The 24,555-nt window shown below is 64.0% G+C and carries 24 protein-coding genes; 11 read left to right on the forward strand and 13 right to left on the reverse strand.

The features are described 5' to 3' along the window. Positions 1-8: 8 nt before the first annotated feature. Positions 9-1,169 carry a winged helix-turn-helix domain-containing protein gene (locus JQ587_RS32510; protein ID WP_212428058.1) on the reverse strand — a complete coding sequence of 387 codons (1,161 nt, stop codon included), beginning with the start codon at positions 1,167-1,169 and terminating at the stop codon, positions 9-11. Positions 1,170-1,279: 110 nt separating this feature from the next. After that, positions 1,280-1,534, reverse strand: a complete 255-nt coding sequence (locus JQ587_RS32515) for a hypothetical protein (RefSeq protein ID WP_212297478.1) — start codon at positions 1,532-1,534, stop codon at positions 1,280-1,282. Positions 1,535-1,779: 245 nt separating this feature from the next. Here JQ587_RS32515 and JQ587_RS32520 point away from each other — a divergent pair, with 245 nt between their 5' ends. From JQ587_RS32520 to mdlC, 5 genes are all read left to right on the forward strand, one after another. Next, a complete protein-coding gene (locus tag JQ587_RS32520) occupies positions 1,780-2,247 on the forward strand; it encodes a MarR family winged helix-turn-helix transcriptional regulator (RefSeq protein ID WP_212428059.1) in 468 nt (155 codons plus the stop codon). A 46-nt stretch (positions 2,248-2,293) separates the two neighbouring features. Then, complete coding sequence (locus JQ587_RS32525) at positions 2,294-4,003, forward strand: FAD-dependent oxidoreductase (protein WP_212297476.1); 1,710 nt, start codon at positions 2,294-2,296, stop codon at positions 4,001-4,003. A 72-nt stretch (positions 4,004-4,075) separates the two neighbouring features. Beyond that, positions 4,076-5,398, forward strand: coding sequence for an MFS transporter (locus JQ587_RS32530; protein WP_212428060.1), 1,323 nt, complete (start codon positions 4,076-4,078; stop codon positions 5,396-5,398). 27 nt (positions 5,399-5,425) lie between these two features. Then, a complete protein-coding gene (locus JQ587_RS32535) occupies positions 5,426-6,874 on the forward strand; it encodes an aldehyde dehydrogenase (RefSeq protein WP_212428061.1) in 1,449 nt (482 codons plus the stop codon). 34 nt (positions 6,875-6,908) lie between these two features. Further along, on the forward strand, positions 6,909-8,531 hold the full coding sequence (gene mdlC / locus JQ587_RS32540; protein WP_212428062.1) for a benzoylformate decarboxylase: 1,623 nt from the start codon (positions 6,909-6,911) through the stop codon (positions 8,529-8,531). A gap of 42 nt (positions 8,532-8,573) precedes the next feature. On the opposite strand, the gene JQ587_RS32545 is transcribed toward mdlC, so the two are convergent. Next, positions 8,574-8,819, reverse strand: a complete 246-nt coding sequence (locus JQ587_RS32545) for a hypothetical protein (RefSeq protein ID WP_212428091.1) — start codon at positions 8,817-8,819, stop codon at positions 8,574-8,576. Positions 8,820-9,068: 249 nt separating this feature from the next. Further along, on the reverse strand, positions 9,069-10,481 hold the full coding sequence (locus tag JQ587_RS32550) for a caspase family protein (protein WP_212428063.1): 1,413 nt from the start codon (positions 10,479-10,481) through the stop codon (positions 9,069-9,071). A 513-nt stretch (positions 10,482-10,994) separates the two neighbouring features. Between JQ587_RS32550 and JQ587_RS32555 the strand changes: the two genes are divergently transcribed. Then, a complete protein-coding gene (locus tag JQ587_RS32555; RefSeq protein ID WP_212428064.1) occupies positions 10,995-11,636 on the forward strand; it encodes an OmpA family protein in 642 nt (213 codons plus the stop codon). A gap of 53 nt (positions 11,637-11,689) precedes the next feature. On the opposite strand, the gene JQ587_RS32560 is transcribed toward JQ587_RS32555, so the two are convergent. Further along, entirely contained in the window at positions 11,690-12,952 is a 1,263-nt protein-coding gene (locus JQ587_RS32560; protein ID WP_349629547.1) for a phospholipid carrier-dependent glycosyltransferase, read from the reverse strand. Between the two features lie 205 nt (positions 12,953-13,157). On the opposite strand from JQ587_RS32560, the gene JQ587_RS32565 reads away from it, so the two are divergent. After that, on the forward strand, positions 13,158-13,859 hold the full coding sequence (locus tag JQ587_RS32565; protein WP_212428065.1) for a FecR family protein: 702 nt from the start codon (positions 13,158-13,160) through the stop codon (positions 13,857-13,859). Between the two features lie 2 nt (positions 13,860-13,861). Next, complete coding sequence (locus JQ587_RS32570) at positions 13,862-14,989, forward strand: hypothetical protein (RefSeq protein WP_212428066.1); 1,128 nt, start codon at positions 13,862-13,864, stop codon at positions 14,987-14,989. 116 nt (positions 14,990-15,105) lie between these two features. Here the strand turns inward: JQ587_RS32570 and JQ587_RS32575 are convergent, their stop codons facing one another. The 3 genes from JQ587_RS32575 to JQ587_RS32585 form a co-directional block, all read right to left on the reverse strand. Then, positions 15,106-15,594 carry a VOC family protein gene (locus JQ587_RS32575; protein WP_212298038.1) on the reverse strand — a complete coding sequence of 163 codons (489 nt, stop codon included), beginning with the start codon at positions 15,592-15,594 and terminating at the stop codon, positions 15,106-15,108. Between the two features lie 26 nt (positions 15,595-15,620). Continuing rightward, on the reverse strand, positions 15,621-16,049 hold the full coding sequence (locus JQ587_RS32580) for a VOC family protein (protein ID WP_212428067.1): 429 nt from the start codon (positions 16,047-16,049) through the stop codon (positions 15,621-15,623). 129 nt (positions 16,050-16,178) lie between these two features. Continuing rightward, on the reverse strand, positions 16,179-16,691 hold the full coding sequence (locus tag JQ587_RS32585; protein ID WP_080137629.1) for a cupin domain-containing protein: 513 nt from the start codon (positions 16,689-16,691) through the stop codon (positions 16,179-16,181). 128 nt (positions 16,692-16,819) lie between these two features. On the opposite strand from JQ587_RS32585, the gene JQ587_RS32590 reads away from it, so the two are divergent. After that, positions 16,820-17,038: a CsbD family protein gene (locus tag JQ587_RS32590; protein WP_212297467.1), complete on the forward strand. Its 219-nt coding sequence runs from the start codon at positions 16,820-16,822 to the stop codon at positions 17,036-17,038. Between the two features lie 157 nt (positions 17,039-17,195). On the opposite strand, the gene JQ587_RS32595 is transcribed toward JQ587_RS32590, so the two are convergent. From JQ587_RS32595 to ggt, 5 genes are all read right to left on the reverse strand, one after another. Further along, a complete protein-coding gene (locus JQ587_RS32595; protein ID WP_212297466.1) occupies positions 17,196-17,660 on the reverse strand; it encodes an FKBP-type peptidyl-prolyl cis-trans isomerase in 465 nt (154 codons plus the stop codon). A gap of 60 nt (positions 17,661-17,720) precedes the next feature. Then, positions 17,721-20,012, reverse strand: a complete 2,292-nt coding sequence (locus tag JQ587_RS32600; RefSeq protein WP_212428068.1) for a xanthine dehydrogenase family protein molybdopterin-binding subunit — start codon at positions 20,010-20,012, stop codon at positions 17,721-17,723. Positions 20,013-20,014: 2 nt separating this feature from the next. Continuing rightward, positions 20,015-21,031 (reverse strand): FAD binding domain-containing protein, encoded by a 1,017-nt coding sequence (locus JQ587_RS32605; protein WP_212428069.1) that lies wholly within the window; start codon positions 21,029-21,031, stop codon positions 20,015-20,017. Positions 21,032-21,035: 4 nt separating this feature from the next. Then, the gene (locus tag JQ587_RS32610; RefSeq protein ID WP_212428070.1) at positions 21,036-21,650 is read right to left on the reverse strand and encodes a (2Fe-2S)-binding protein; all 615 of its coding nucleotides are present in this window, start codon (positions 21,648-21,650) and stop codon (positions 21,036-21,038) included. Positions 21,651-21,820: 170 nt separating this feature from the next. Then, the gene (gene ggt / locus JQ587_RS32615) at positions 21,821-23,407 is read right to left on the reverse strand and encodes a gamma-glutamyltransferase (RefSeq protein WP_212297462.1); all 1,587 of its coding nucleotides are present in this window, start codon (positions 23,405-23,407) and stop codon (positions 21,821-21,823) included. Between the two features lie 184 nt (positions 23,408-23,591). On the opposite strand from ggt, the gene trhO reads away from it, so the two are divergent. Together trhO and JQ587_RS32625 are read left to right on the forward strand one after the other, a co-directional pair. Beyond that, positions 23,592-24,344, forward strand: coding sequence for an oxygen-dependent tRNA uridine(34) hydroxylase TrhO (trhO, locus tag JQ587_RS32620; protein WP_212428071.1), 753 nt, complete (start codon positions 23,592-23,594; stop codon positions 24,342-24,344). Next, the gene (locus tag JQ587_RS32625) at positions 24,334-24,552 is read left to right on the forward strand and encodes a SlyX family protein (protein WP_212428072.1); all 219 of its coding nucleotides are present in this window, start codon (positions 24,334-24,336) and stop codon (positions 24,550-24,552) included. Before trhO ends, JQ587_RS32625 begins: the two co-directional genes overlap by 11 nt. The last annotated feature ends 3 nt before the right edge of the window (positions 24,553-24,555 follow it).

Raw genomic sequence — 24,555 nt, forward strand, 5'->3', positions numbered from 1 at the left:
AACAGCCTTCACTCCGCCAGCTGAAACCGCTCAAACCGATCGAGCTCATCCTCGATCTTCTGCTTCAGCTCCTTGCGCCCTGCCGTCTTCTTCCCCTGCCCGAGCCAGGTCCATTTCTGCATCAAGAGCTTCTTCGCCTGCCGGTCGGTCTTGAGGTCCAGCGCGGCGACGATCTCGTCGCCGACGAGCACGGGAAGCGCGAAATAACCCAGCTTGCGCTTGGCCTTCGGCACATAGGCCTCGAACAGGTGGTTGTAGCCGAAGATGAGATTGGTGCGCTTGCGCTGGATGATCAGCGGATCGAACGGCGAGAGGATGTGGGCGAGATCCGGCAGCACCTCGGCAGGCTCGAGCGCCCCAGGCCTGGCCCAGTGCTCCTGCTTGCCGGCGCCATCGATTGCGACAGGCAGGAGCTCGCCGCGGCGGACGCGCGAAGCGATCAGACTTGCCACCGCCTTCTTGCTCGGCGCATCGAGATGGCAGATCGAGTCGAGACTGACGACGCCTTGCGAGCGCAGCGCGCGGTCGAGCAGATAGGCCGTAATCTCTTTGGCTGACGCCGGCTTCGGCAGCTTGTCCCAGCCGAAATGCCGCGCCATCAGGTCATAGGTCTTGAGCATGCCCTGGCGCGCGCTGATGGTCGCGACACCCGTATAGAAGGCAAGCTGAAGCGCCCGCTTCGAGGGCTTGCGGCTCTGCCACAGATGTTCCTTCTCGGTGAGCACATCGTCCTCGATGTCGCGGATCGTCAGCGGGCCGGCACGCAACAGCCGCATCACCTTACGTGTGTCGGCCGGCATCACCGAGGCATACCATCGATGCCCCTCGCGCTTGTGCTCGCGCATCGCCGGCAGAAAGAAGCGAAAATCATCCGAGGGCACGTAGGACAGCGCGTGGGTCCAGTATTCGAACACGCTTTTGTCGACGCTTTGGGCATGACGCAGATCGGCACGGCGATAGGACGGGATGCGGCTGAAGAGGATGTGGTGATGGCAGCGCTCGATCACGTTGATGGTGTCGATCTGCACATAGCCGAGATGGGCGATTGCTTCGGCGACGGCTTGCGCGCCCTCCCCGAACGGCGTGCGCGTGTCGAGCCGCTGAGCACGCAGCCAGATCTGCCGGGCCTGTATCGTCGGAAGCGGAAGGGGTTTGGGTGCGCGGGACATTGCGAAAGGCAATGTAGCGGGATTCGCAGCCGGCGAAAGGCCGGGACAGCAAAAGAAAAGACCGCGCTGTCAGCTGCTGACAGCGCGGCCGGATGATGCGCGCGTTGCGCCTATTTCATCATCATCGCCTTCTGCGACTTCATGTAGTGCATGCAGGCCCCCTTCATCTTGCCATTGCTCATGTCGGTGTTGGCCATGGCCATTTCCTTGTTCGCCGCCATCTTGGCCGGCGTATCCGGGGTGCCGCCCATCATGGCGGCGGACTTCATCATGTTGTCCTTGGAGCACGCCATCATGGCGGCGGATGCGGGGGACAGCGAACAGGCGAACGCGATAAAGGCTGCGGCAGTGAGCAAGGTCTTCATCGAGAAGTCTCCTTAAGTAAAACGAAACCGGCGTCATGCCGGCATTCGCAATTACGTATTCTCTGGCAACAACGTTTCGCGGAGAAGAGATTTTTTTGCGGCCCGCTCGAGATTGGGCCCGTCGACCGCTTGACCGTCTGGCACGGCCGCGCCCGTCCCGCCACGGCCGGGCATTTGGATGGACACCACGATGTCGGCGACGCACACTGCGGCGACTGTCCAAGCTCGATTCGAAGGCACATCATTTGAGTAGCAAGAAGGCCGGAACGGCGTGGCGGCATGCCAATATCGGTCGCCTGCTCAACAACGCAGTGCGACGCTTCGAAGCGCGCGTCCTCGAGCTGATGAGCGACAGAGGACATGATGAAACGCGCATCGCGCATGTCAGCCTGACCCGCAATCTCGATGTGGAGGGGACCAGGCTGACGGAGCTCGCTCGGCGCGCCTCGATGAGCAAGCAGGCGATGGGCGAGCTGGTCGATCAATGCGCCGAGCTCGGGCTCGTGGACCGCATCGCCGACCCCACCGACAAGCGCGCGCGCATCGTGATGTTCACCCCCGCCGGGCTCGAATGGCTCGATGCGTTCCGCGAAGCCGTCGACATCGCCGAACAGGAAATGCGCCGCGAGCTCGGCAAGACAGCGATGGACACGATCCTGAAGGGGCTTGCGGTCTACGGCGCGAAATTCGATACGCTCGACGACGAGATTTAGTCAGGTTACTTGACGAAATCGTCAGGCTTCCTTACCATGCAAGATAATGCTGGTAGGGAGAAGCGTCTTGGAGACACGTCTGACGGCCTCGGTGCTCATCGTGGGCGGGGGACCATGTGGGCTGATGCTGGCCAACGAGCTGGGCCGGCGCGGCGTATCCGCGATCCTGGTCGATGAGAAGCCGGGCACGGCGTTCAACCCGCAGGCCAATGCGACGCAGGCGCGCTCGATGGAGCACTATCGGCGGCTGGGCTTTGCCGACGAGATCAGGCGCGAAGGTCTGCCCGCGGATTACCCGACCGACGTTGCGTATTTCACCCGCTACACCGGTTACGAGCTCGCGCGGTTTCAGTTGCCGTCATCGTCACGCGCGGGAGAGCTGATCAAGGCCATGTCGGGCTCCTGGAGCGCAGCGGAACTGCCCCATCGGGTCTCGCAGAAATATGTCGAGGCGGTGCTGCGCCGTCATGCCGAGGCCCTCCCCGGCATTCATCTCAACTATGGGCATCGGCTGGTCGGTTATGTCGAGAGCGACGACGGCATCGTCGGCGAGATCGAATGTCTCGATGATGGCAGCCGCTTTCAGGTGCAGGCCAGCTTCCTGGTCGGGGCCGATGGGCCGCGCTCAACAGTTCGGCAATCGCTCGGGATCGTCTACGGCGGCGAAACCGGAACGCAGCGTGATTTCATGGGCGGCCGCATGCTGGCCGTGTATCTCCGTTCGCCGGAATTCTATGCGAGCATCCCCCACGCCAAGGCGTGGATGTACAATTGCTTCAACGGCGACCGCCGCGCCTTCATGGCCTCGGTGAATGGGCGCGACGAATTTGCATTTCACACGCAACTTCGGCCGGGTGAAGACGAGAGTGCGATCACTGTCAACGAGGCCAAGGCTGCGTTCCAGCGCGCCTGTGGCGCACCGATCGAATGCGAGGTGCTGTCCTTCCTGACCTGGACTGCGGGTCATGCGCTGGTCGCCAACGGAATGCAGCGCGGCAGGATCTTCCTTGGCGGCGACGCGGCGCATCTGTTCACACCGACCGGTGGGCTCGGCTACAACACCGCGATCGAGGACGCGGTCAATCTCGGCTGGAAGCTCGCAAGCGTCATCAAGGGCGTGAGCCCGGCGACGCTGCTCGACAGCTACGAGGTCGAGCGTCGTCCGGTGGCGCTCCGCAACACCGACTATGCGCGGCGCTTTGCCGACTCCCTCGGCCTGTTCGCGCCCGCGCCGGAGATCGAGCACGATACCGACGAAGGCGGCGAGGCGCGGCGGATTGCCGGCGTGTACCTCGAGCAGCACGCCCGTGCCGAATTCAACATTCCCGGCGTCACCTTCGGTGGACGCTATGACGGTTCGCCCATCATCGTTTCCGACGGAAGCCAGCCACCGCCCGATGCAGCAAACGTCTACGTGCCGACCGCCTGCCCCGGCGGCCGCGCACCGCATGCGTGGCTGGAAGACGGTGTGTCCTTGTACGATTTGTTCGGGTTCGAGTGGACGCTGCTGCAATTCGGCGAGATCGCCTCGGCTCGAGCTGCAGTCGCTGAGGCCATCCGCACGCTTGGCGTCGACCTGAAGCTGGTCACGCTGCCGGGCACCTTGCGCGAACTCTATGACGCAGATCTCGCCCTGATACGCCCCGACCAGATCGTGGCCTGGCGCGGTGCCGCGCCGCAAGCCGGAACGATCGGGCGCGTCCTTGCCCGCGCGCTCGGACGCGACGCGAATGATGCGACCCGACTGGCAAGCTGATCGAGCCCCGGCGCATCCAATGTGCGCCCCAAGCCAATAACAAGACGAAAAATGACATGGGAGGAGGACAACATGACGACAAACGCGCTCGATGACTATGACGATCGTGCCGCCACCGGTGGCGTCGGGCAGACGGCGAGCAGCCGCCGGCGCATTCTGATCGCCGGCACGATCGGCACCGCGATCGAATGGTACGACTTCTTCATCTACGGCCTGATCGCGCCGCTGGTGTTTGACCAGCTGTTCTTTCCGAAGTTCGACCAGCTTACGGCGACCATTGCGGTGTTCGCGACCTTTGCCGTCGGATTTCTGGCGCGCCCGCTCGGCGGGTTGGTGTTCGGTCATTTCGGTGACCGTCTGGGTCGCAAATCCGTCCTGCTGTGCACGTTGCTCATGATGGGCCTTGCGACCATGTCGATCGGACTGTTGCCGACTTACGCCAACGCGGGCGTGGTCGCGACCGTCGCGCTCGTCGCGCTGCGCTTCCTCCAGGGCTTTGCGCTCGGCGGCGAGTCCACCGCGGCGATCCTCATGGCCATCGAGACGGCGCCCGGCCATCGGCGCGGCTTCTCGGCCGCCGTCATTCAGGCTGCGGGGCCCGTCGGCGTCGTGCTCGCCTCGTTCGCAGCGCTGGCGATTTCGCGGCTGCCGGAGGCGGATTTGCTGTCATGGGGCTGGCGCGTTCCGTTCCTGATCAGCGCGGTGCTGGTCGCGCTCGGCGTCTACATGCGCCTGCGCATCGAGGAGAGCGCGACGTTCCGCGAGGCGGGAGAATCCGAGGCCGTGCCGGCGGTCGAGGCGATCAGAGGGCACTGGCGGCCGATCCTCATCGTGTTCTTCGCCGAGATGGCACAGACCTCCTATTTCTACCTGACCGCCATCTTCACCATCTCCTTCGCAACGCGTCAGCTCGGCGTCCAGAAGGACGTCATCACACAGGCCGTGCTGTTCGCCAATCTCGTCGGGCTTGTGGCCATGCCGCTGATCGGCGCATGGTCCGACCGGATCGGCCGCAAGCGCCTGTTCCTGGCGGGTGTCGTGCTCGCGGCGATCTCGATGTTTGCGTTCTACGGTGTGGTCGCAAGCCGCGACACGCTTCTGATCACAGGCGTGGTGATCCTGGCCGCGGGCATCATCCATCCGCTGATGTTCGGCACCGAGGGGAGCTATTTCCCGGAGCTGTTTCCGACCCGCATCCGCTTCACCGGCGTGTCCATCGGCAAGCAGCTCGGGACCGTGCTCGGCGGCGGCATCGCGCCGCTCGTCGCCACCAGCCTGTTTGCGCAGACCGGCTCCACCTACGCCATCACCGGCTACTACGTCGCGCTCGCATGCGCGGCCATGATCGCGCTCGGCTTCGCGCACGAAACCAGCAAATCGCGGCTGCTCGGCTGAGTTGGCCAACACATCAGGGAGGTTCTCATGGACGTCAGTCTTCTCATCAATGGCCAGGATCAGGCCGCTTCGACCGGCAAGGTGTTCGAGCGTCGCAATCCGCTGTCGCAGGAGGTCGCAAGCCGTGCGGCCGCCGCGACGGCGTCCGACGCCGACGCCGCGGTGGCGGCAGCCTCCGCCGCGCTTGCCTCGTGGTCGGCGCTCGGCCCGAATGCGAGACGTAGCCTTCTGCTGAAGGCTGCCGATGCATTGGATGCCAAGCGCGACGCCTTCATCAAGATCATGATGGCGGAGATCGGCACGACCGAGGTCTGGTCGGCCTTCAACGTCAAGCTTGCCACCGGCATGCTGCGGGAAGCAGCCTCGCTGACCACGCAGATCGCGGGCGAAGTGATCCCATCCGACAAGCCTGGATGCATTGCCATGTCCGTTCGCCAGCCGGCCGGCGTGTGTCTCGGCATCGCGCCGTGGAATGCGCCGATCATTCTCGGCGTCCGCGCCGTGGCGACGCCGCTCGCCTGCGGCAACACGGTCGTGCTCAAGGCCTCCGAGATCTGCCCGGGAACCCACCGGCTGATCGGCGAGGTCTTCAAGGATGCCGGCTTTCCGCCCGGTGTCGTCAACGTCGTGACCAATGCACCGGCCGATGCGCCGGCGTTGGTCGAGCGTCTTATCGCCAATCCCGCCGTGCGGCGGATCAACTTCACAGGCTCGACCCGCGTCGGCCGCGTCATCGCCGAGCTTGCCGGACACCACCTCAAGCCGGTGCTGCTCGAGCTCGGCGGCAAGGCGCCGCTGGTCGTGCTCGACGATGCCGATCTCGATGCGGCCGTCGCGGCCGTGGCGTTCGGTGCCTTCATCAACCAGGGCCAGGTCTGCATGTCGACCGAGCGCGTGATCGTGGACGAGGCGGTGGCGGCGTCCTTTGTCGAGAAGCTCGCGAAGAAAGCGAGCGCGCTGCCGGCCGGTGACCCGCGCTCCGGCCCGGTGGTGGTCGGCTCGATGATCGACGAAGCCCCGGCCAAGCATGTCGTTGGGCTGATCGACGACGCGATCGGCAAGGGCGCCGTCAAGCTCGCGGGCGGCGAGCGCGCCGGCACGGTCGTGCCGGCAACCGTGCTCGACCGCGTCGTGCCCGGCATGCGCATCTACACCGAGGAGAGTTTTGGCCCGGTCGTCTCGGTGATCCGCGCGAGCGGCGTGGACGATGCCGTGCGGCTGGCCAACGATACCGAATACGGCCTCTCGGCCGCCGTGTTCGGCCGCGATGTGGCGCGGGCGCTGACGGTGGCGCAGCGGATCGAAAGCGGCATTTGCCACGTCAACGGCCCGACCGTGCATGACGAAGCACAGATGCCGTTCGGCGGCGTGAAGGGATCTGGCTACGGCCGTTTCGGCGGACAGGCCGGAATCGCCGAATTCACTGATCTGCGCTGGATCACCATCGAGACGCAGGCTCAGCACTATCCGTTTTGATTGCGTTGGACGAAGCACCCAGGGAAAGCGGCCAATGAACTCAAAAATCCTGACGGTTCGGGAAGCGACCCTCGGTGTGCTTCGTTCCTTCGGCGTCGATCGCGTCTTCGGCAATCCGGGTTCGACAGAGCTCGCTTTTCTCGGCGACTGGCCCGATGACATCGACTATGTGCTCGGCCTGCAGGAAGGCTGCGTGGTCGGCATGGCCGATGGCTACGCGCAGGCGACGGGGCGCCCCGCCTTCGTCAACCTGCACTCGGCGGCCGGGCTCGGTCACGCACTCGGCAACCTCTTCACGGCATTTCGCAACAAGACGCCGATGGTCGTCACGGCGGGGCAGCAGGCACGCAACCTGCTGCGGATGCGACCTTATCTCTTTGCCGAGGACGCCGAACAGTTTCCAAAGCCCTATGTGAAATGGAGCGCGGAACCTGCGCGCGCCGAGGATGTGCCCGCGGCGATTGCGCAGGCCTTCCTGACCGCCACGCAGCATCCGCGCGGCCCGACATTCGTGTCGGTGCCGTCGGATGATTGGGCCCGACCCGCATCGCGCCCGCCCGCCAGGCGCATCGCGACGGAGTTTGCGCCTGACTCGGCGGCGATCGTTCGGCTTGGCACGGCGATCGCCGCTGCGAAGAGGCCGGCCTTTGTGGTTGGTCCCGAAGTCGATCGCAACGGTTGTGTCGATGCGATGGTCGCCGTGGCCGAGCGGGCGAAGGCGGCCGTATGGGCAAGCCCGATGTCGAGCCGGTCGAGCTTTCCGGAACTGCACCCACAATTTTCCGGCTTCCTGCCCGCCTCGCCCGGAGGCCTCGCCCACGCCTTGCGCGACGCCGATTTGATCGTCGTGTTCGGTGCGCCGGTGTTCACCTTCCATGTCGAGGGACAATGCGACCTGCTCGACGATGGAACGCCCGTTTGGCAGGTCACGGATGACCCGACCGAGGCGGCGTCCGCGGCGACCGGCGACACCATCATCAGCACACTTCCCAAGGCGGTCGAAGCATTGCTGTCGGCGTTGCCTCACACCATCGCGCGAGAGGCAGCTGCCGGCCGCCCGCGACCCGTCGTTCCCGCCGCGACGAATCCGATTCCGTCTGCCTATGCCTTGAGCCGGCTGGCAGCGCTGATGCCGGCGGACGCGATCGTGGTGGAGGAAGCACCGTCGCACCGTCCCGCCATTCAAACCTTCCTGCCGCGGCCGGGCGCGGACAGCTTTTACACCATGGCAAGCGGCGGGCTTGGCTATAGCGTGCCGGCATCAGTTGGTGTAGCGCTGGCGCGCCCTGGCCGCCGCACTGTGTGCCTGGTTGGCGATGGATCGGCGATGTACTGCATTCAGGCGATCTGGACCGCTGCACAACGCAAGCTGCCCATCACTTTCGTGGTCCTGAACAATTCCGGCTATGGCGCGATGCGTGCCTTCAGCCGGCTCATGCAGGCCCATCGCCCGCCCGGGATCGATCTTCCCGAGATCGATTTCGTGGCCCTGGCCAACGGGCTTGGTTGCCCCGGCAAGCGCGTCACCGATGTAGCGGACCTTGACCACATGCTCGATGAGGCCTTGGCGTCACATGGGCCCGCCCTGGTCGACATCACGGTCGATCCGACAATCTCAGACCTTTTTGCGTCTGCCCCATCTCATGGAGTTGAGTGAAGACAGCCCGCAGGCGACATTGCGTTGCAAGGGCAGGAGCGCTCAGCGGCTGTCCCGCGGCGCTTTGGGCCGGTCACTGAGGCTGCCGGTGGCGATGTCGGGCTCGCAACTGGCTTTGCCGCGTCCCTCCGCCTGGCAGCGATAGACGCTGCCAGTGAGACGATCCACCAGCCACATGTTCTCGTCGGTTGGAGCTTCGAGGCCGACATAGCGGCTGGTGAGCCCCGTGATCAACGTCGAGAGCAGGATCGCCACCGCAATCATCGCCGCACCGATATAGATGGGCATGGCGTTCAGAGACACGGTCCGGTCCGGCGGGCCATTACGATAGAACTGATAATCACTCGGCCTCGGCACTGGATGGAACTCGGCTCCCCCGTCTGCGGTGTCTGATGAAGGGTGTCTGCTAGGCGCGCATCTGGCCGATTTCTTGTTCGTGAGCAGGCCGTGCGGCGACGGCTTTGCGACGAACGGTGTGCAAGGGTTTCCCTAACGAAAAGGCGGCCCGAACCGGGGCGCCTTTCGCTTGCCTGCCGCTCAGCGGCGGCCGAACAACCCGCCCATCATACCGCCGAACAAACCGCCGGGGCCGCCCATCGGACCGCTACCACCGCCGCTATAGTGGCGCCGGCCGCCACCACCGGAGGACCGACGACGCGCCGGCTCATCGTCTGCCTGTTCGGATGAAGCCGCGCGGGTCGAGACGATCTCCGACAACAGCGCCTTGTGCTGGAGCTTGTTCAGATAACCGGTTGCGGGATAGCCGCGTGCCGCCTGCCACCGCTTCATCACGGAACGGGTCTCCTCGTCGAACGCGCCCGTCGTCTTGACGTCGAAGCCGAGCCCGGTGAGGCGGCGCTGCACGTCGCGGCGCTGGCTCTTGTCCAAACCGATCTGGTCTTCGGACACCTGATTGGCTTCGTCGGTAAACGTCGCGGGATCGATCCCGGCCGAGAGGTTGCGGGTGGTGTTGGACGGTCCATCCTGCAACGCCGCGATACGGGCGAGCGCGATCGATTTGAAGGTGCCGTTCGGATAGTTCGTGAGATAAGCGTTGAGCTCCTCGACCTTGTTGGAATCCTTGATCGAGCGCCAGAACTCGAGCTCGACATCGGAGCCTTGCCTGGTCGCGGACGACACCGGCGCGTTCGATGTATCGACCGTGGCCACAGCGGGCGTGCCAACCGGATTGAGGTAGACGTTGCCGGTGAGGTTGGTGTGCCCCCAGGGCAATTGTCCCTTGTTGGTCTCGTCACTGACCTGGGCGCGGACCTTGGTCATCGCTTGCTGGATCTCGATCCCGGGCTGGGCAATGTTGGCGACCAGCGCACGGGTGAACGGGCTGTTGGTGCCAGCCTCGCCGTCGAGCGCGGTCTGGCCGGGGCCGGTGGCAAAGGCAATCAGCGTGCCTTCGCCCGACTTCATCTCGGCAAGCCCGGTCTGCACGTTGACCGAACGCGTCGCCTTGGCCGACCGGATCTTTGCCGCGAACGGGTTATCACGACAGGCGTCCAGGAACACGAGCTTCACCTTCGCATCCGACATGGTCTGGTCCAGCGTGAGATCGACATTGATCGCCGCGCCGAGCTTGACATCCATCTCCGACTTCAGGTCCGCGTCGATCGGCAACAGATAGTTGACGCCGTTCACGGCAATGCCGTGGCCGGCATAGAAGAACACGGCGACATCCGCACCCTCGCTCTTCTTGCCGAACTCCAGGAGCTTTGCGGTCATGGCATCGCGGCTGAGGTTCGCACCCTCGACGACATCGAAACCGACGTTGCGCAGCACTCTCGCCATCGCCTTGGAATCGATCGCGGGATTAGGGAGCTGCGGGACATTCTTGTAGGCGGCGTTGCCGACCACGAAGGCGACGCGCTTGTCCGCGAGAGCCGCATCGCCGCTGACGATGAATGCTGCGATTGAAATTGCTGCGATCAAGAAGCGCATGATCAATCTCCCCTGATCCAAACTTCTTCGCTGCTCTCGGATCAGCTCGAGCCGATCCGATGAGAGCAACCTGATCCAGTTCACGACAACGTACTGTGATCTGGATCACCCGGGGATTTCTGCTGCTCGAACCGAGCTGAGAGTCGCTGCGACGGTTGCTTTTCGGGCTGCTGACGCAGCGGGCAATAACGGCTGGTGACGAGCAATAGCGGGAGATTGTACCCACGTCGGCCGTGAGTCCAGCAGTTCGCTGGAAACGATGTCGAAAGACGTGCAGGCTTTGCACGCTGCTTTCGAGGATCGGATGAGACAGCGTTACTTCCTGACGCGGGCATCGTGCGGCACCGGGCGGTAGGCCGCTGCCGCTGGCTGGATGCCGACCGGCACCGGCGCTAAGATACGTGTGGAATTGTGGCCAGTCCTGAATGTGACACGCATCACATCTGGCCATTTGAACCTTCCCTATGCTCGCAGCATCAAATCGCCATCAGGCGTCACAGCGAGGATACGACAATGACCCATTTCAATAGGTTTTTTGGATTGCAGGCGATCACGCTCACCGCCGCGCTGTCGCTGACGGCCGGCCTGGCTTTCGCCGGCGACACGAATGTTTCCACCAACCAGATCCTGGATGCGTTGAAGCCCAAGCCGATCACCCGCGGCCTGTCCGCCGGTCCGCAGGCCGATCCGACGGCGCAGGCCAAGGAGACGACTTTCCTGAACACGGTGCGCAACCGTCAGACCCGCTCGCTCTCGATGGGCGAGCGCGAGCAGATCGCCGAACTCGCGGCGACCAAGCCGAACATCGATCTGGAGATCCAGTTCGACTACAACTCGGCTGACATTGCCAAGACCTCGGTGCCGTCGGTGCAGGCGCTCGGCAAGGCGCTGTCCGATCCGTCGCTGAAGGGCTCGACCTTCGTCGTCGCCGGCCATACCGATGCGATCGGCACGGAAGCCTACAACCAGGGCCTCTCGGAACGTCGCGCCGACACGATCAAGAAGTACCTGGTGCAGAACTACGGCCTCAGCGGCAACGATCTCGTCACCGTCGGCTATGGCAAGACCAAGCTGAAGGACACCGCCAACGGCGCCGACCCGATCAACCGTCGCGTTCAGGTCGTGAACATGGACACCAAGACCGCTTCGAAGTAATTGCAGCAACCGACAGGCCGCCTGCCGCGACAACGGCGGGCGGCCTTCTTTGGTCAGATCCAGCTCTGAAACAACATCAGCCGGTTGAAGGTTTGCATCGACGTGCCGATGAAGGCCGCAGAGATCGGCAGCATCACCGCAAAGCCGATCGCGGCGACGCCGACATAGGCCCACAACAGCCAGCGCGGCTGATCCTCCTTGTGCAGCACATAGACCAGCGCGAGCGAGGCCGCCGTTGCGGCCGGCAGGTAATAGTAGATGAAGCCCAGCGTCCGCGGCAGCAGCGCCCAGGCGAGCCAGGGGCCGAAATAGAACGCCGCGATCAAGAACGCATCCCAGCGCCGCGCGAGGATGAAGTCGCGCAGCACGACGACGAGCGCGAGCAGCGCCGGCCACAGCACCAGCGGATTGCCGAGGAAAACGACCGCCGCGACGTTGTCGTCCGTGGTCTTGTCGAACAGGAACCAGACAGGCCGCGCGAGCAACGGCCAGGACGGCCACGAGCTCATATAGGTGTGGCCGGCGATCGCAGTGGTGGTGTTGTCGGCAAATATCCGGCGCTGTGCCTCGATCAGATCCGGCAACGACAAGGCGTAGAGCGGCACGAAGGCGGCGAGATACGTCACGGCGGGCAGCAGCACGAAGCAGAGCACGGCATGATGCGCGCCGAGGTCGGGCCAGAGATCGGGGCGATACCAGTCGTTCGGCTTGGGATCGGCAAACAACGTCCGCCAACCCTGCATCACGCGAACCATCGCAACGATGACGATGCAGACGCCGAGCGGAAACAGGCCGCTCCATTTGCAGGCAGCGGCGAGACCGAACAGGCTGCCCGCAAGCGCGAACAGGGCCTGCGGCCGCTGCCGTCGAAAACCATGCATGAAGGCGGCAATTGCGAGCAGGCCGAAGCCGAGCGCAAAGATGTCGAGCATCGCGACGCGCGCCTGCACATAAAGCATCTGGTTGAACGCCGCGATCAGCGCCGCCGCAATCGCGGGCCCCTGTGCGGAGAACAGCGCGAGGCCGCAGAGATAAATCGCAACGACCGCGAGCGCACCGAACAGTGTCGCCGGATAGCGCCAACCCAGCGCATTGTCGCCGAATGTCGCGATCGACGCCGCGATCAGCTCTTTAGCCAGTGGCGGATGCATCGGATTGAGCATCGGCTGCGATGGTTCGGAGCCCAGCATCTGCCGCGCCGCCGGCACGTAATGCACCTCGTCGAAGACGAACTTTTCCGGCGTCGCCAGACCGATCAGCAGCGCAAGATGCGCAGCTAGGAAAATCGCGACAGCGATCACTGTGCTTCGCGACACCTTCGGAACCACGTGTGCTTCAAGCGACTGCTGTGGGACTATTTTGCGTGGCAAATCTGCGTCACCGCGAATAAAAAATAACTCGGCCGATCCATTGAACGCATTCTGCCGCAACTGTCACTAAGCTAACGCTCGTCTCGCGCCGCTTGTGATAATTCTGCCACAACACAAGCGTTCGCGATCAGGGACCTCGATCGGTTGCGAAATGGGTTTACGTTTTCTGCTTTTCCCCGCTCTGCTGTCGACCGCACTGTGCGCTGCGCCTTGTGCGCAGGCCCAGACGCGCGTCGGCGAAGCCGTCCTGGTCCAAAACGAGGTGGTCCGCGTCGCCGCGAGCTCGACGCCGATCAATGTCGGCGACAGCATGCTGCGCGACGAAACCGTACGCACAGGTGCCGACAGCGCAGCGCGCTTCGTCATGGCCGACAGCACCAACCTGTCGCTCGGCCCGAGTGCGACGCTGAAGCTCGACCGCACCGTCTTCAACGACGAGCACAGCTATCGCGACGTCGCGATCCGCATGACCACCGGCGCCTTCCGCTTCGTCACCGGACATTCGGAGAAGACCGCCTACAAGATCACGACACCGCTCGCGACCATCGGCGTCCGCGGCACCACGCTCGACATCCTGTCCCAGCGCGGCCGCTCGGTCGTGGTGCTTCAGGAGGGCGCAGCCAGCGTCTGCACGCTGAACTTCCAGTGCATTCAGTTCACCCAGCCGGGCGATACTGCGGTCATCACGTCGGCCGGCGGCAAGGTCTCCATCACCAAGACCAACACACCGCCCTGGACCTTCGCCGCCAACTGCGCCGCGAATGCCGGGCTTTGCGCCGTCAATCAATATGCTGACGCCTCACCGACCATCACTCCCGCCGTCCATGACGACGGCATGCTGTGCGGGCGCTGACGATGACGCAGGTCGTCATCAAAGGGCTTGCCCTGGCCGGCGCATTGGCCGCAGTTGCGGCGCTTGCGCTGTTCACGTTCAACACCCGTCCGGCCGCCGCCGCTTCCTGCGAGACCGAATGCGTCGAGCCGAACCCCTATCCGTCACCGAGCCCCTCTCCCTCCCCCAGCCCGTCTCCTTCGCCAAGCCCGGCCCCAACGCCGAGTCCGGTCCCATCGCCGAGCCAGGCGCCGACCGGCTCCGATTCCAGTGGCAACTCGGTGGGCGGCCTCGCCAACCAGCGCTTCAACCAGATGATCACCAACCGCGTGCTCGGTACGGTGCTGCTTGGCGTCAACGAACAGGTCAATTGCAGTGACTGCATCAGCGCGTTCGGCTCTGCCGGCTCGTTCTCGGCCGGCGTCCACGGCCGCAAGGAGCTGACGCCCAATCTGTCGCTGCTCGCCGGCCTCGCCTACACACAATACAGCGAGGGTGGCTACAACATCACCAGCGCGCCGATCGGCGCCTTCGCGCTGCGTTATGACTTCACCGATTGGGGCTCGTCGCGTCCATTCTTCGACGTCGGCACGATCCTGACACCGTGGGAGAAGGCACGCTACACCCGCAGCTACAACACCAGCCTCGGCCCGGTGAGCGTAACGAGCTCGACCAACGCGGCAAACTACGCGGTCTACGGTCGCGCCGGCTGGATGAGCCGCCTGTCACCGCGCGACGAGGTCGCAGCTTCGATCGAGGTCTGGCAGCTCTGGCAGCGCGTGTCGGGTTACGCGGACAACACGGTCGCGTTCAATCCGTTCGACGCCAGCATTGCGACCGGCACCGACCGCACCAGCCTAGTCAAGATCGGGGGCCAGTGGACCCATCTCTTCGCCGGCAATATCGAGACCAACATCAATGGCGGCTGGGTGCAGTCGTTCGCCAGCCACAGCGGCATCGTCGCCGCCGTGACCGGCGACGGCATGGTGGTGCCAACGATGGGCAACCAGGGCTGGTTCGAATATGGTGGCCGCCTCGGCTTCCGCGTGCAGAAGGGCTGGATCGTGGATCTCTTCGCCAACGGCACGCTCGGCCCGCAGCCGGTGGGCAACACCATTCACGGCGGCGTGGGGCTACGGATCAATTATTAGCCGACAGGCACGGTCTCGCAGGGTGGGCAAAGCGGAAGCGTGCCTACCGCCTCTCTCAATATCGGAAAGACCGTGGGCACGGCGCTACGCGCCTTTGCCCGAGTACGTGGCGTAGGTCACGCCGCCGACTTGCCCTCGAACGCCCGCCGCAACACCTCAACATCCAGCTTCACCATCTTCATCATGGCCTGCATCGCGCGTGCGGCCGCGGCCCTGTCAGGGCTCGATAGAAACTCGAACATCACTTTCGGCACGACCTGCCAGGCCACACCCCAGCGATCCCTGAGCCAGCCGCACTGCTCTGCCTTGCCGCCATTGGCCAGGAACGCACTCCAAACGCTGTCGACCTGGGCCTGATCGTCGCAATGGATCATCAGCGAGATCGCGTGCGTGTACTCCATCTTCATGCCGCCGTTGAGCGCAACCAGGGGCTGCCCCGCCACCGTGAACTCGACGACGAGCACGGAGCCTTCCTTACCGGACGGGTTGTCCGCAACGTTGCGCTGGACGTGCGTGATCTCTGAATCAGGAACGAGGGAGACGTAGAACTTCGCGGCTTCCTCGGCATCGCCGTTGAACCACATGCAGGGCACGAGCTTGGACATCATGAATGCTCCTCTTCAGATTTCGATCAGGCGTTCGCCATAGCGGGCTTCGCGGGGACGGCTGCCATGTCCAGCCAGTTCACACCCCACATATGGCCATCCGGATCCTCGAAGCTGCGGCCATACATGAAGCTGTATTCGTCCTTCGGGCTGGGATCGGCCACCCCGCCCGCAGCCGCAGCCTTGCCGACGATCTCGTCGACCTCGTTCCGGCTATCGGCGGACAGGCAGAACAGCACCTGGTTCGAGGTCTTTGCATCCGCGATCGGCTTTGGCGTGAACTGACGGAATTTGTCGTGGGTCGTCAGCATCGCGTAGATGGCCTCGGAAAAGACCATGCAGCTCCCCGTGTCGTCACTGAATTGCGGGTTCCTGGTCGCGCCGATCGCCTCGTAGAAGGCGGTCGCGCGCTTGAGGTCAGTCACCGGCAGATTGAGGAAAATCATCCTGGGCATCAGAAGCTCCTTGGGCGGGTTCTGCCCAAGGACGGATGATGAAGCCGCTATCCGACACGGCTTCCGAACTATTTTTCTGACCGCCAGCTGCGGGATTCCGTCGCACCGCCGGGCGCGCGGTCTTCCGCCTTACTTCTTCTCGTTCGGATCCCGGTGGACGGGATCGATCCACAGCACAGTCTCGGGCTTCTCGACCGGCTCGATATCGAGATTGATCGCGACCGCCTCGCCGTCGCTGCGCACCAGCACGCATTCCAGCACCTCGTCGGGGCTGGCGTTGATTTCCTGGTGCGGCACATAGGGCGGCACGAATATGAAATCGCCGGGGCCGGCCTCGGCGGTGAATTGCAGGCTCTCGCCCCAACGCATCCGCGCCTTGCCCTTCACGACGTAAATCACGCTTTCGAGATGGCCATGGTGATGCGCGCCGGTCTTGGCATCGGGCTTGATGCTGACGGTGCCCGCCCATAATTTCTGCGCGCCGACGCGAGCGAAATTGATCGCAGCCGCCCGATCCATGCCTGCTGTCGACGGCACGTTGGTATCGAGCTGGTTGCCGGGAATGACGCGCACGCCGTCATGCTTCCAGCGATCATCGTGATCGTGGTCATGGTGAGAATGCGAATGGTCATGGCCGGTCATGGGGACTTGCTTTCTGTTGGTTCCGTGCACGCGAAACTAACCAAAGGCGCGACCTCAAGCCATACCAAAATCGGAACCCTCATAGCCGCCAGATGTTGTCTTTGCGAGCAATCTGGAAGGAGACTTTCATGGGTAGCACGAGCGACAAGATCAAGGGCAACGCCAATGAGGCGATCGGCAAGGCCAAGCAGGGTATCGGCGAAGCCACCGGTTCCGAGCGTCTGCAAGGCGAAGGCGCGGTCCAGGAAGTGAAAGGCAAGGGCCAGAAGGCCATGGGCGACGCCAAGGACGCCGCGAAGGAAGCAATCGATCGCGCCGCAGCGTCGGCCCGCCGCGCGACGGAATAACGCGCGAGACAAAAATGAAAAGACCGGCCGAAAGGCCGGTCTCTTGTTTGTACTGATCTCTATCCGTCATGGCCGGGCTTGACCTGGTCATCCACGTCTTGGCCACACGAGGGAAGAACGTGGATGCCCGGGACAAGCCCGCGCATGACGAGAAGGGTCACTTCACGCCAAGCAATTCCACGTCGAACATCAGCGTCGCGTTCGGCGGGATCACACCGCCGGCGCCGCGCGCGCCGTAGCCGAGCTGCGGCGGGATGATCAGGGTGCGCTTGCCGCCGACCTTCATCGTAGCAACGCCCTCGTCCCAACCGGCGATGACGCGACCCTTGCCGATGGGGAATTCGAACGGCTCGTTGCGGTCGACCGACGAGTCGAATTTCTTGCCCTTCTGGCCGTTCTCATAGAGCCAGCCGGTGTAGTGCATCACGCAGATCTGGCCGGGCTTGGGCGAAGCGCCGGTGCCGACAACGCTGTCGATAGTCTGCAAGCCTGAAGCTGTGGTCATGGTCTTTCCTGCGGTCTGGGCCGAGGCCGTGGTGGAAACACATGTCGACACGCCGCCGATCAAGGTGATCGCGAGCGCCGACGTGAGGGCGAGGAGCATGCGCTGGAAACGCCGCATAAAGCACCTTCCGTTTGAGGCGAAAGGTGTCTAGCGCAACGAGCACACGGTTTCCACCCCTCAGACCTCGATATTTTCCAGCCGCACCGGCAACTTGCGGATGCGTTGGCCGGTGGCATGGTAAATCGCATTGCAGATTGCGGCGTTGGTGCCGACATTGGCGAGCTCGCCGAGCCCCTTCGCACCGGTCGGATTGATATGATCGTCCTGCTCGGAGAGCAGGATCACCTCGACACCGCCCACATCGGCATTCACGGGCACGAGATAGTCGGCAAAATTATCGTTGACGTAGCGCGCGGTGCGTTCGTCGATCTCGGTCGCCTCCAGCAGTGCCGAGGACATGCCCCAGATCAGGCCGCCCATGAGCTGGCTCCGCGCCGTGCGCGGGTTCATGATGCGGCCGGCCGCGAACGCGCCCACCAGGCGCGGCGCACGGATCTCATGAGTGAAGCGATTGACCCGGACCTCGACGAACTCCGCACCGAAGGCGTAGGCAATCTTGTCCTTCATTTGATGGCCGCCGACCAGCCGCGCGTGCCCGCTATGCATGGCCTTGAAGGAATCCAGCGGCGCGCCATCCGGCTTCCACTCGCCATATTCCTCGACCACGCCGGCACCGAGCGCGTCGAATGCCTTCTCCAGATCAAGCGGGCGGTCACTCTTTGCTGCCTGGGTCGTCGGCGCCTGGCCGAGCCCGACCGTCTCCTTCGCCTTGTCCGTGAGGCTTTCGTTCGGCATCACCGCCTTGAACAATTTTTGGCGGATCTGGTCACATACCATCATCACCGCCGAACAGGTGCTTGCCGTGGAATTGGAGCCGCCTGCGACCGGCGCCGGAGGAAGATCACTGTCGCCGATGAAGACTGCGACTTTCTCAAGAGGCACACCGAGCCGCTCGGAAGCGGTCTGGGCGATCACGGTGTAAGCGCCGGTTCCGATCTCGTGGCCCGCGATCTCGACACGGGTACGGCCGTCGCGCTGCAGGCGCACGCGCGCCGCCGACGGCGCCATCTGCGTCGGATAGCAGGTCGCCGCGCAGCCATAGCCGATCAGCCAGTCGCCATCGGACATCGATTTTGGCGCCGCTGAGCGCTCCGACCAGCCGAAAGCCTTGGCAGCTTCGTCGAAACACGCCATCAGCGAGCGCGAGGTATAGGGTTTGCCACCGATCGGTTCATTGGTCGTATCGTTGATACGGCGCAGCTCGACCGGATCCATGTTGAGCTTGACCGCAAGCTCGTCCATCGCACTCTCCAACGCGAACAGATACGGCACCTCCGGCGGCGAGCGCATGAAGCCCGGCGTGTTGCGGTCGGCCCGCACGATCGACACGAGGCTATCGACATTCGGGCAGGCGTAAAGCCGCGTCGTGGTCTTGGTACCACCAACGCAATAGGCGTCGGCACGCGAAGATACCTCGGCACCCTCGTGCCTGAGCGCGACCAGCCTGCCGTCACGACTCGCGCCAAGCTTGATCTCGTGACGCGTCTCGGCGCGATAGGTCGCAATGGTAAACCCCTGATCCCGGGTTGGGACCAGCTTGATCGGCCGGTTCAGCCGCCTGGCGATGCCTGCGATGATCGCGGTGCGCGGCGTCATCGAGCCGCGTGAGCCAAAACCGCCGCCGACATACGGGTTGACCACCCTCACCTTGTCAGCATCGATGCCGAGCTGTTCGGCAACGCCGTTCTTCAGGCCATAGACGTACTGACTGGGCTCATAGATGACGAGATCGTCGCCCATCCAGACGCAGCTCGTCGAGAACAGCTCCATCGGATTATGGTGCTGCGTCGGCGTATCGTACGACGCGGTGAGCTTCACCTCGGCCTCGTCGAACGCCTTGGCGAAATCGCCGACCTGCGGATCTTCCTTGAATTGCGCGTTCTGGCCTTTCGCGGCGGCTTTCGTCGTTCCCGGCGAGTCAAAGCTCGCGCTTGGCGCCACGGCCGTGTAACTGACCTTGACTCGGTTGGCAGCCTCGCGCGCGGCCTCGTAGCTCTCCGCAACGACTACCGCGATGATCTCGCCCTCATGGGCGATGTCAGTCGACTTTAGCGGCTGAATCGTGGTGCCGGCATAGCCGCCATTGCTGAAGAGTTTTGCCTCTTTCAGCTTCGGCGCATTCTCATACGTGACGATGTCGATCACGCCGCGGACACGTCTGGCATCGTCGAGATCAAAGCCGTTGATGCGGCCCCGCGCGATCGCGCTGGTGACCAGAAACGCATAGGCCGGATTGTCCATCGGCATATCGGACCCATACGTCGCTCGCCCTGTGACCTTTGCCGCCGCGTCATAGCGCGGCACCGGCTGGCCCATATTCGCCTTCGGCTCGGGAGCAGCTGCATTCATAGTCAAATCTCCATCGTTACGGCCTGCTGGAGCGCGCGAGCCACCACGCGCTTGCCGAGGGCGATCTTGAAACTGTTGTGCTGGCGCCCCCGGGCGTCTGCGAAGGCAGCATCGGCCGCGCGCTCCGCCAAGCCGTCATCGAACTTCTGTCCCTTCAGCAAGGCTTCCGCCTCGCGCGCCCGCCACGGCACTGTGGCGACGCCGCCGAGCGCGACACGCGCATCCTTGATCGTGCCGTCCTGCACATCGAGCGCGACCGCGGCGGACGAGAGTGCGAATTCGTAGGACTGTCGGTCACGGGCCTTCAGATAAACCGAGCGCGGCCAGCGGCCGGGAACGACGAACGCAGAAATCAGCTCACCGGGCTGAAGAATAGTCTCGATATCTGGCGTGTTGCCGGGCGCCTTGTGCAGTTCGCTAAACGGCATGCTGCGAGTCCCGGACCTGCCGGTCAACTCGACTGTGGCGTCCAGCGCGATCAGCGCCTGAGCGAAATCGCCGGGATAGGTCGCGATGCACTGGTCGGATGTGCCCAGCACGGCATGCATGCGGTTGACACCATCCATCGCGGCACAGCCGGAGCCCGGATTGCGCTTGTTGCAATTCTCGTAGGAGACATCGCGGAAATAGCTGCAGCGGGTCCGCTGCATCACGTTGCCGCCGAGCGTCGCCATGTTGCGCAGCTGGGCACTAGCCGCGAGCTTCAGGGAATTGGCGATGACCGGATAGCTGCGCTGGATCTCCTCATGCGCGGCGACATCCGACATTTTCGCGAGCGCGCCGAGCCGCAGGTTCTCGCCGCCCGGATCGATTGCCGACCAGCCTTGCGCGAGCGGATTGATATCGACGATCGCTGCAGGCCGCATCACGTCGAGCTTCATCAGGTCGATCAGCGTGGTGCCACCGGCCAGCGGCTGCGCCGTGGCCTGCGTCAACGAATTGTTGACGGCCGCAGCGGCGCTGAGCGCCTGCACGGCCATGTCGGGGGCGGTCGCCCTCTGATAGGAGAAGGGTCGCATGGGCCTAGCCTTTCATGATGTCGGGCGCAGCCTGTTTCACGGCGGCGACGATGTTCGGATAGGCGGCGCAGCGGCAGATGTTGCCGCTCATGTACTCGCGGATATCCGCATCGGTGCCGGCATGTCCTTCCTTCACACAGGCAATCGCCGACATGATCTGGCCGGGCGTGCAATAGCCACATTGGAAGGCATCGTTGTCGACAAAGGCCTGCTGCATCGGGTGCAGGCGGTCGCTGGTCGCGAGTCCTTCGATGGTCGTGATCTCCTGCCCTTCGGCCGCAAGCGCCAGCGTCAGGCACGACACCACGCGGCGGTCGCCGATCAGCACCGTGCAGGCACCGCACTGGCCGTGATCGCAACCCTTCTTGCTGCCAGTCAGCTTGAGATGCTCGCGCAGGGCGTCCAGCACGGTCGTGCGCGCGTCGAGACTGAGGCGCTTGTCCTGGCCATTCACACGCAACGTGACGTCGACGGGCAGCGCCGGATCCTGGGCCAGTGGCGCTCGCGCATCCTGCGTTCCCGCACGCGCCGCAAGGGGAACAAGCGCGCTACCTGCGGCGCCAGCCATGAAGGCGCGCCGATCGAATCCGGATGGTCGGGAACTTGACTGGTCGGACATGGACGGCCTCCGCCGCTTCAAAAACAAAGCAGCGCACGCCTGCACCGCTCATCGCCCACCAACTTGGGGCCATGAGCTCCGTTCCGAACGGGAAAGGGCGACGCAGCCGATGCCGCGTCGCCCTTCGTCAACTTTTCCTGATCCCTTTGCGAGGAACCTGGCGCGGGGGATCAATAGCCCAGTGCGCAACCGTCCTTGCGCGGATCGGAACCGCCGGTCAGCGTGCCCTTGTCCCAGTCGATCCAGATCGCCTGGGCGCCGCCGAGCGGGCCAACCACGCTGGTGGTCTTGTGGCCGAGCTTCTTCAGGCCCTCAACGATGTCAGACGGCACGCTGTCCTCGAGTTGATATTGTCCCTCGTAATGCAGACCGCGCGGCATATCGATCGCTTCCTGCACGTCGCAGCCATAGTCGAGGATGTTGGTCAAGAGATGAGTCTGCCCCGTCGGCTGGTACTGTCCGCCCATCACTGCGAACGACATCGTGGAGCGGCCACCCTTGGTGAGCAGCCCCGGCATGATCGTGTGCAGCGGGCGCTTGCCGCCTTCGATGCAGTTGGGATGACCCGGCTGGATGCGGAAGCCGCCGGCGCGATTCTGGAACAGCACGCCGGTCTTGTTGGAGACGATGGCCGAGCCGAAAGAATGCGCGACCGAGTTGATGAACGAGCAGACGTTGCGGTCCTTGTCCACCACCGTGATGTAAATGGTCGAGGGATTCATCGGTGGCGCGACGTTCGGCAGGTCGAGCATGCCATCCAGGCGGATCTTGCTGATAAACTCGTCGGCAAAGCTCTTTTCGAGCATCTCGGCGACGTTGATCTTCATATGCTCGGGAGAGGCGACATGCATCTCTCGGTTCATGTAGGCGATGCGCGCGGCTTCGGCCTCGAGATGGAAGCGCTCGACGCTGACCGGCGCGTACTTGGTCAGGTCGAAGCGCGACAGGATGTTGAGCATCAAGAGCGCGGTGACGCCGGGGCCGTTCGGCGGGCACTGCCAGACATCGTAGCCCTTGTACATGGTGCCGATCGGCGTCGTCGTTTCGGTCGTATGCGCGGCGAAATCGTCGAGCGTGTGCAGGCCGCCGATGCCGCGAAGGGTCTCGACCATGTCCTCTGCGATCGGGCCCTTGTAGAAGGCGTCGCGGCCGTCCTTGGCGATCGCGCGCAGCGTCTTGCCGAGCTCAGTCTGGCGGATGACGTCGCCGGCCACCGGCGGCTTGCCGCCCGGCAGCAGGTAACGCACGGTGTTGGTGCCACCCTTCAGCTTCTCGAACTGGTTCTTCCAGTCGAAGGCGATGCGGGGCGCGACGACGTAGCCTTCTTCCGCCGCCTTGATCGCGGGCTGCAGCAGGCGGTCGAAGCCGAACTTGCCGTGGTCGCGCAGCACTGTCGCGAACGCGTCGATCACGCCGGGGATCGAGACCGCATGCGCCGAGGTCAACGGCACGGAATTGATCTTGCGCTCGAGATACCAGTCGGCATTGGCCGCCTTGGGGGCGCGGCCGGAGCCGTTATAGGCGATGATCTTGCCTTCGCCGCGCGGCTGGATCAGCGCGAAGCAGTCGCCGCCGATGCCGGTCGATTGTGGCTCGATCACGCCGAGTATCGCAGACCCCGCCACCGCCGCGTCCACCGCCGTGCCGCCCTCGCGCAGCACCTCGATCGCGGCGAGCGAGGCCTGCGGGTGCGACGTCGCTACCATCGCGTTGGTGGCGTGGACCGTGGACCTGCCGGGGAAATGGAAGTTTCTCATCTTATTCTTGCTCTCTCAGACCGTGGCGCGGATGGCGCGCCATCCCGGAAAAACCGGGCTTTCATGACACATTCCGGCCCGTCCGGGCAATGCTGGCATGCCAGGGAAATGGCTGCCATCCGCTGGGAATAGAGTTGTCGGTTGCGGGTTTTCTGGGCGCCGCCCGCCTGCTAAACGAGCCACCGTGACTTACAAGGTCTGCGCCTTCTACCAATTCGCTGCCCTGCCCGATTACCGCGAGCTGCGCGAGCCGCTGCGCGCGTTTTGTGCCGGCCTGTCCCTGAAGGGCAGCGTGCTCTTGGCCCAGGAGGGCATCAACGGCACGATCGCCGGCGCCCCCGAGGCGATCGACGCTTTCGCCCTCGAGCTCATGCAGGGGGCGATGTTCGGCGGCCGGCTGAACAATCTCGAACTGAAGCGCTCGACTGCGGAAGCGATGCCGTTCGGCCGGCTCAAGGTACGGCTGAAGAGGGAAATCGTCACGCTTGGCGATGCGGCAGCGGATCCGACCCGACAGGTCGGTACCTATGTCGACGCTGCCGAGTGGAACGAGCTGATCTCCTCGCCCGACACACTGGTGCTCGACACCCGCAATGCCTTCGAGGTCGCTATGGGGACGTTCGAGGGTGCGGTCGACCCCGACATCAGGAACTTTGGTCAGTTCAAGGATTTTGCCGCCGCGAAGCTCGATCCCTTGAAGCACCGGCGCATCGCGATGTTCTGTACCGGTGGCATCCGCTGCGAGAAGGCGAGCGCGCATCTGCTGGCGCGCGGCTTTGCCGAGGTCTACCACCTCAAGGGCGGCATCCTGAAATATCTGGAAGAGGTGCCGGAGGAGCAGAGCCGCTGGCGCGGTGAATGTTTTGTCTTTGACGAGCGCGTTGCGCTCGGCCACGGATTGCGCGAACGCGATAAGGGGCACGGCCGTGACGAATGAGATCAAGGCGCTCGCCGAACGTGTCGATACGCTGGAGACCCGCCTTGCGTATCAGGACGACACCATCGAGACGCTGAACCAGACCATCACCGCGCAATGGAAGCAGATCGACATTCTGACGCGGCAACTCGCGCAGCTTGGCGAACGGCTGCAAGAGGCCGAGGCGAATGCGCCGGGGCCCGCCAACGAACGTCCGCCGCATTATTGAGCG

This window comes from Bradyrhizobium manausense (assembly GCF_018130615.1).
GTDB classification, from domain to species: Bacteria; Pseudomonadota; Alphaproteobacteria; order Rhizobiales; family Xanthobacteraceae; genus Bradyrhizobium; species Bradyrhizobium manausense_A.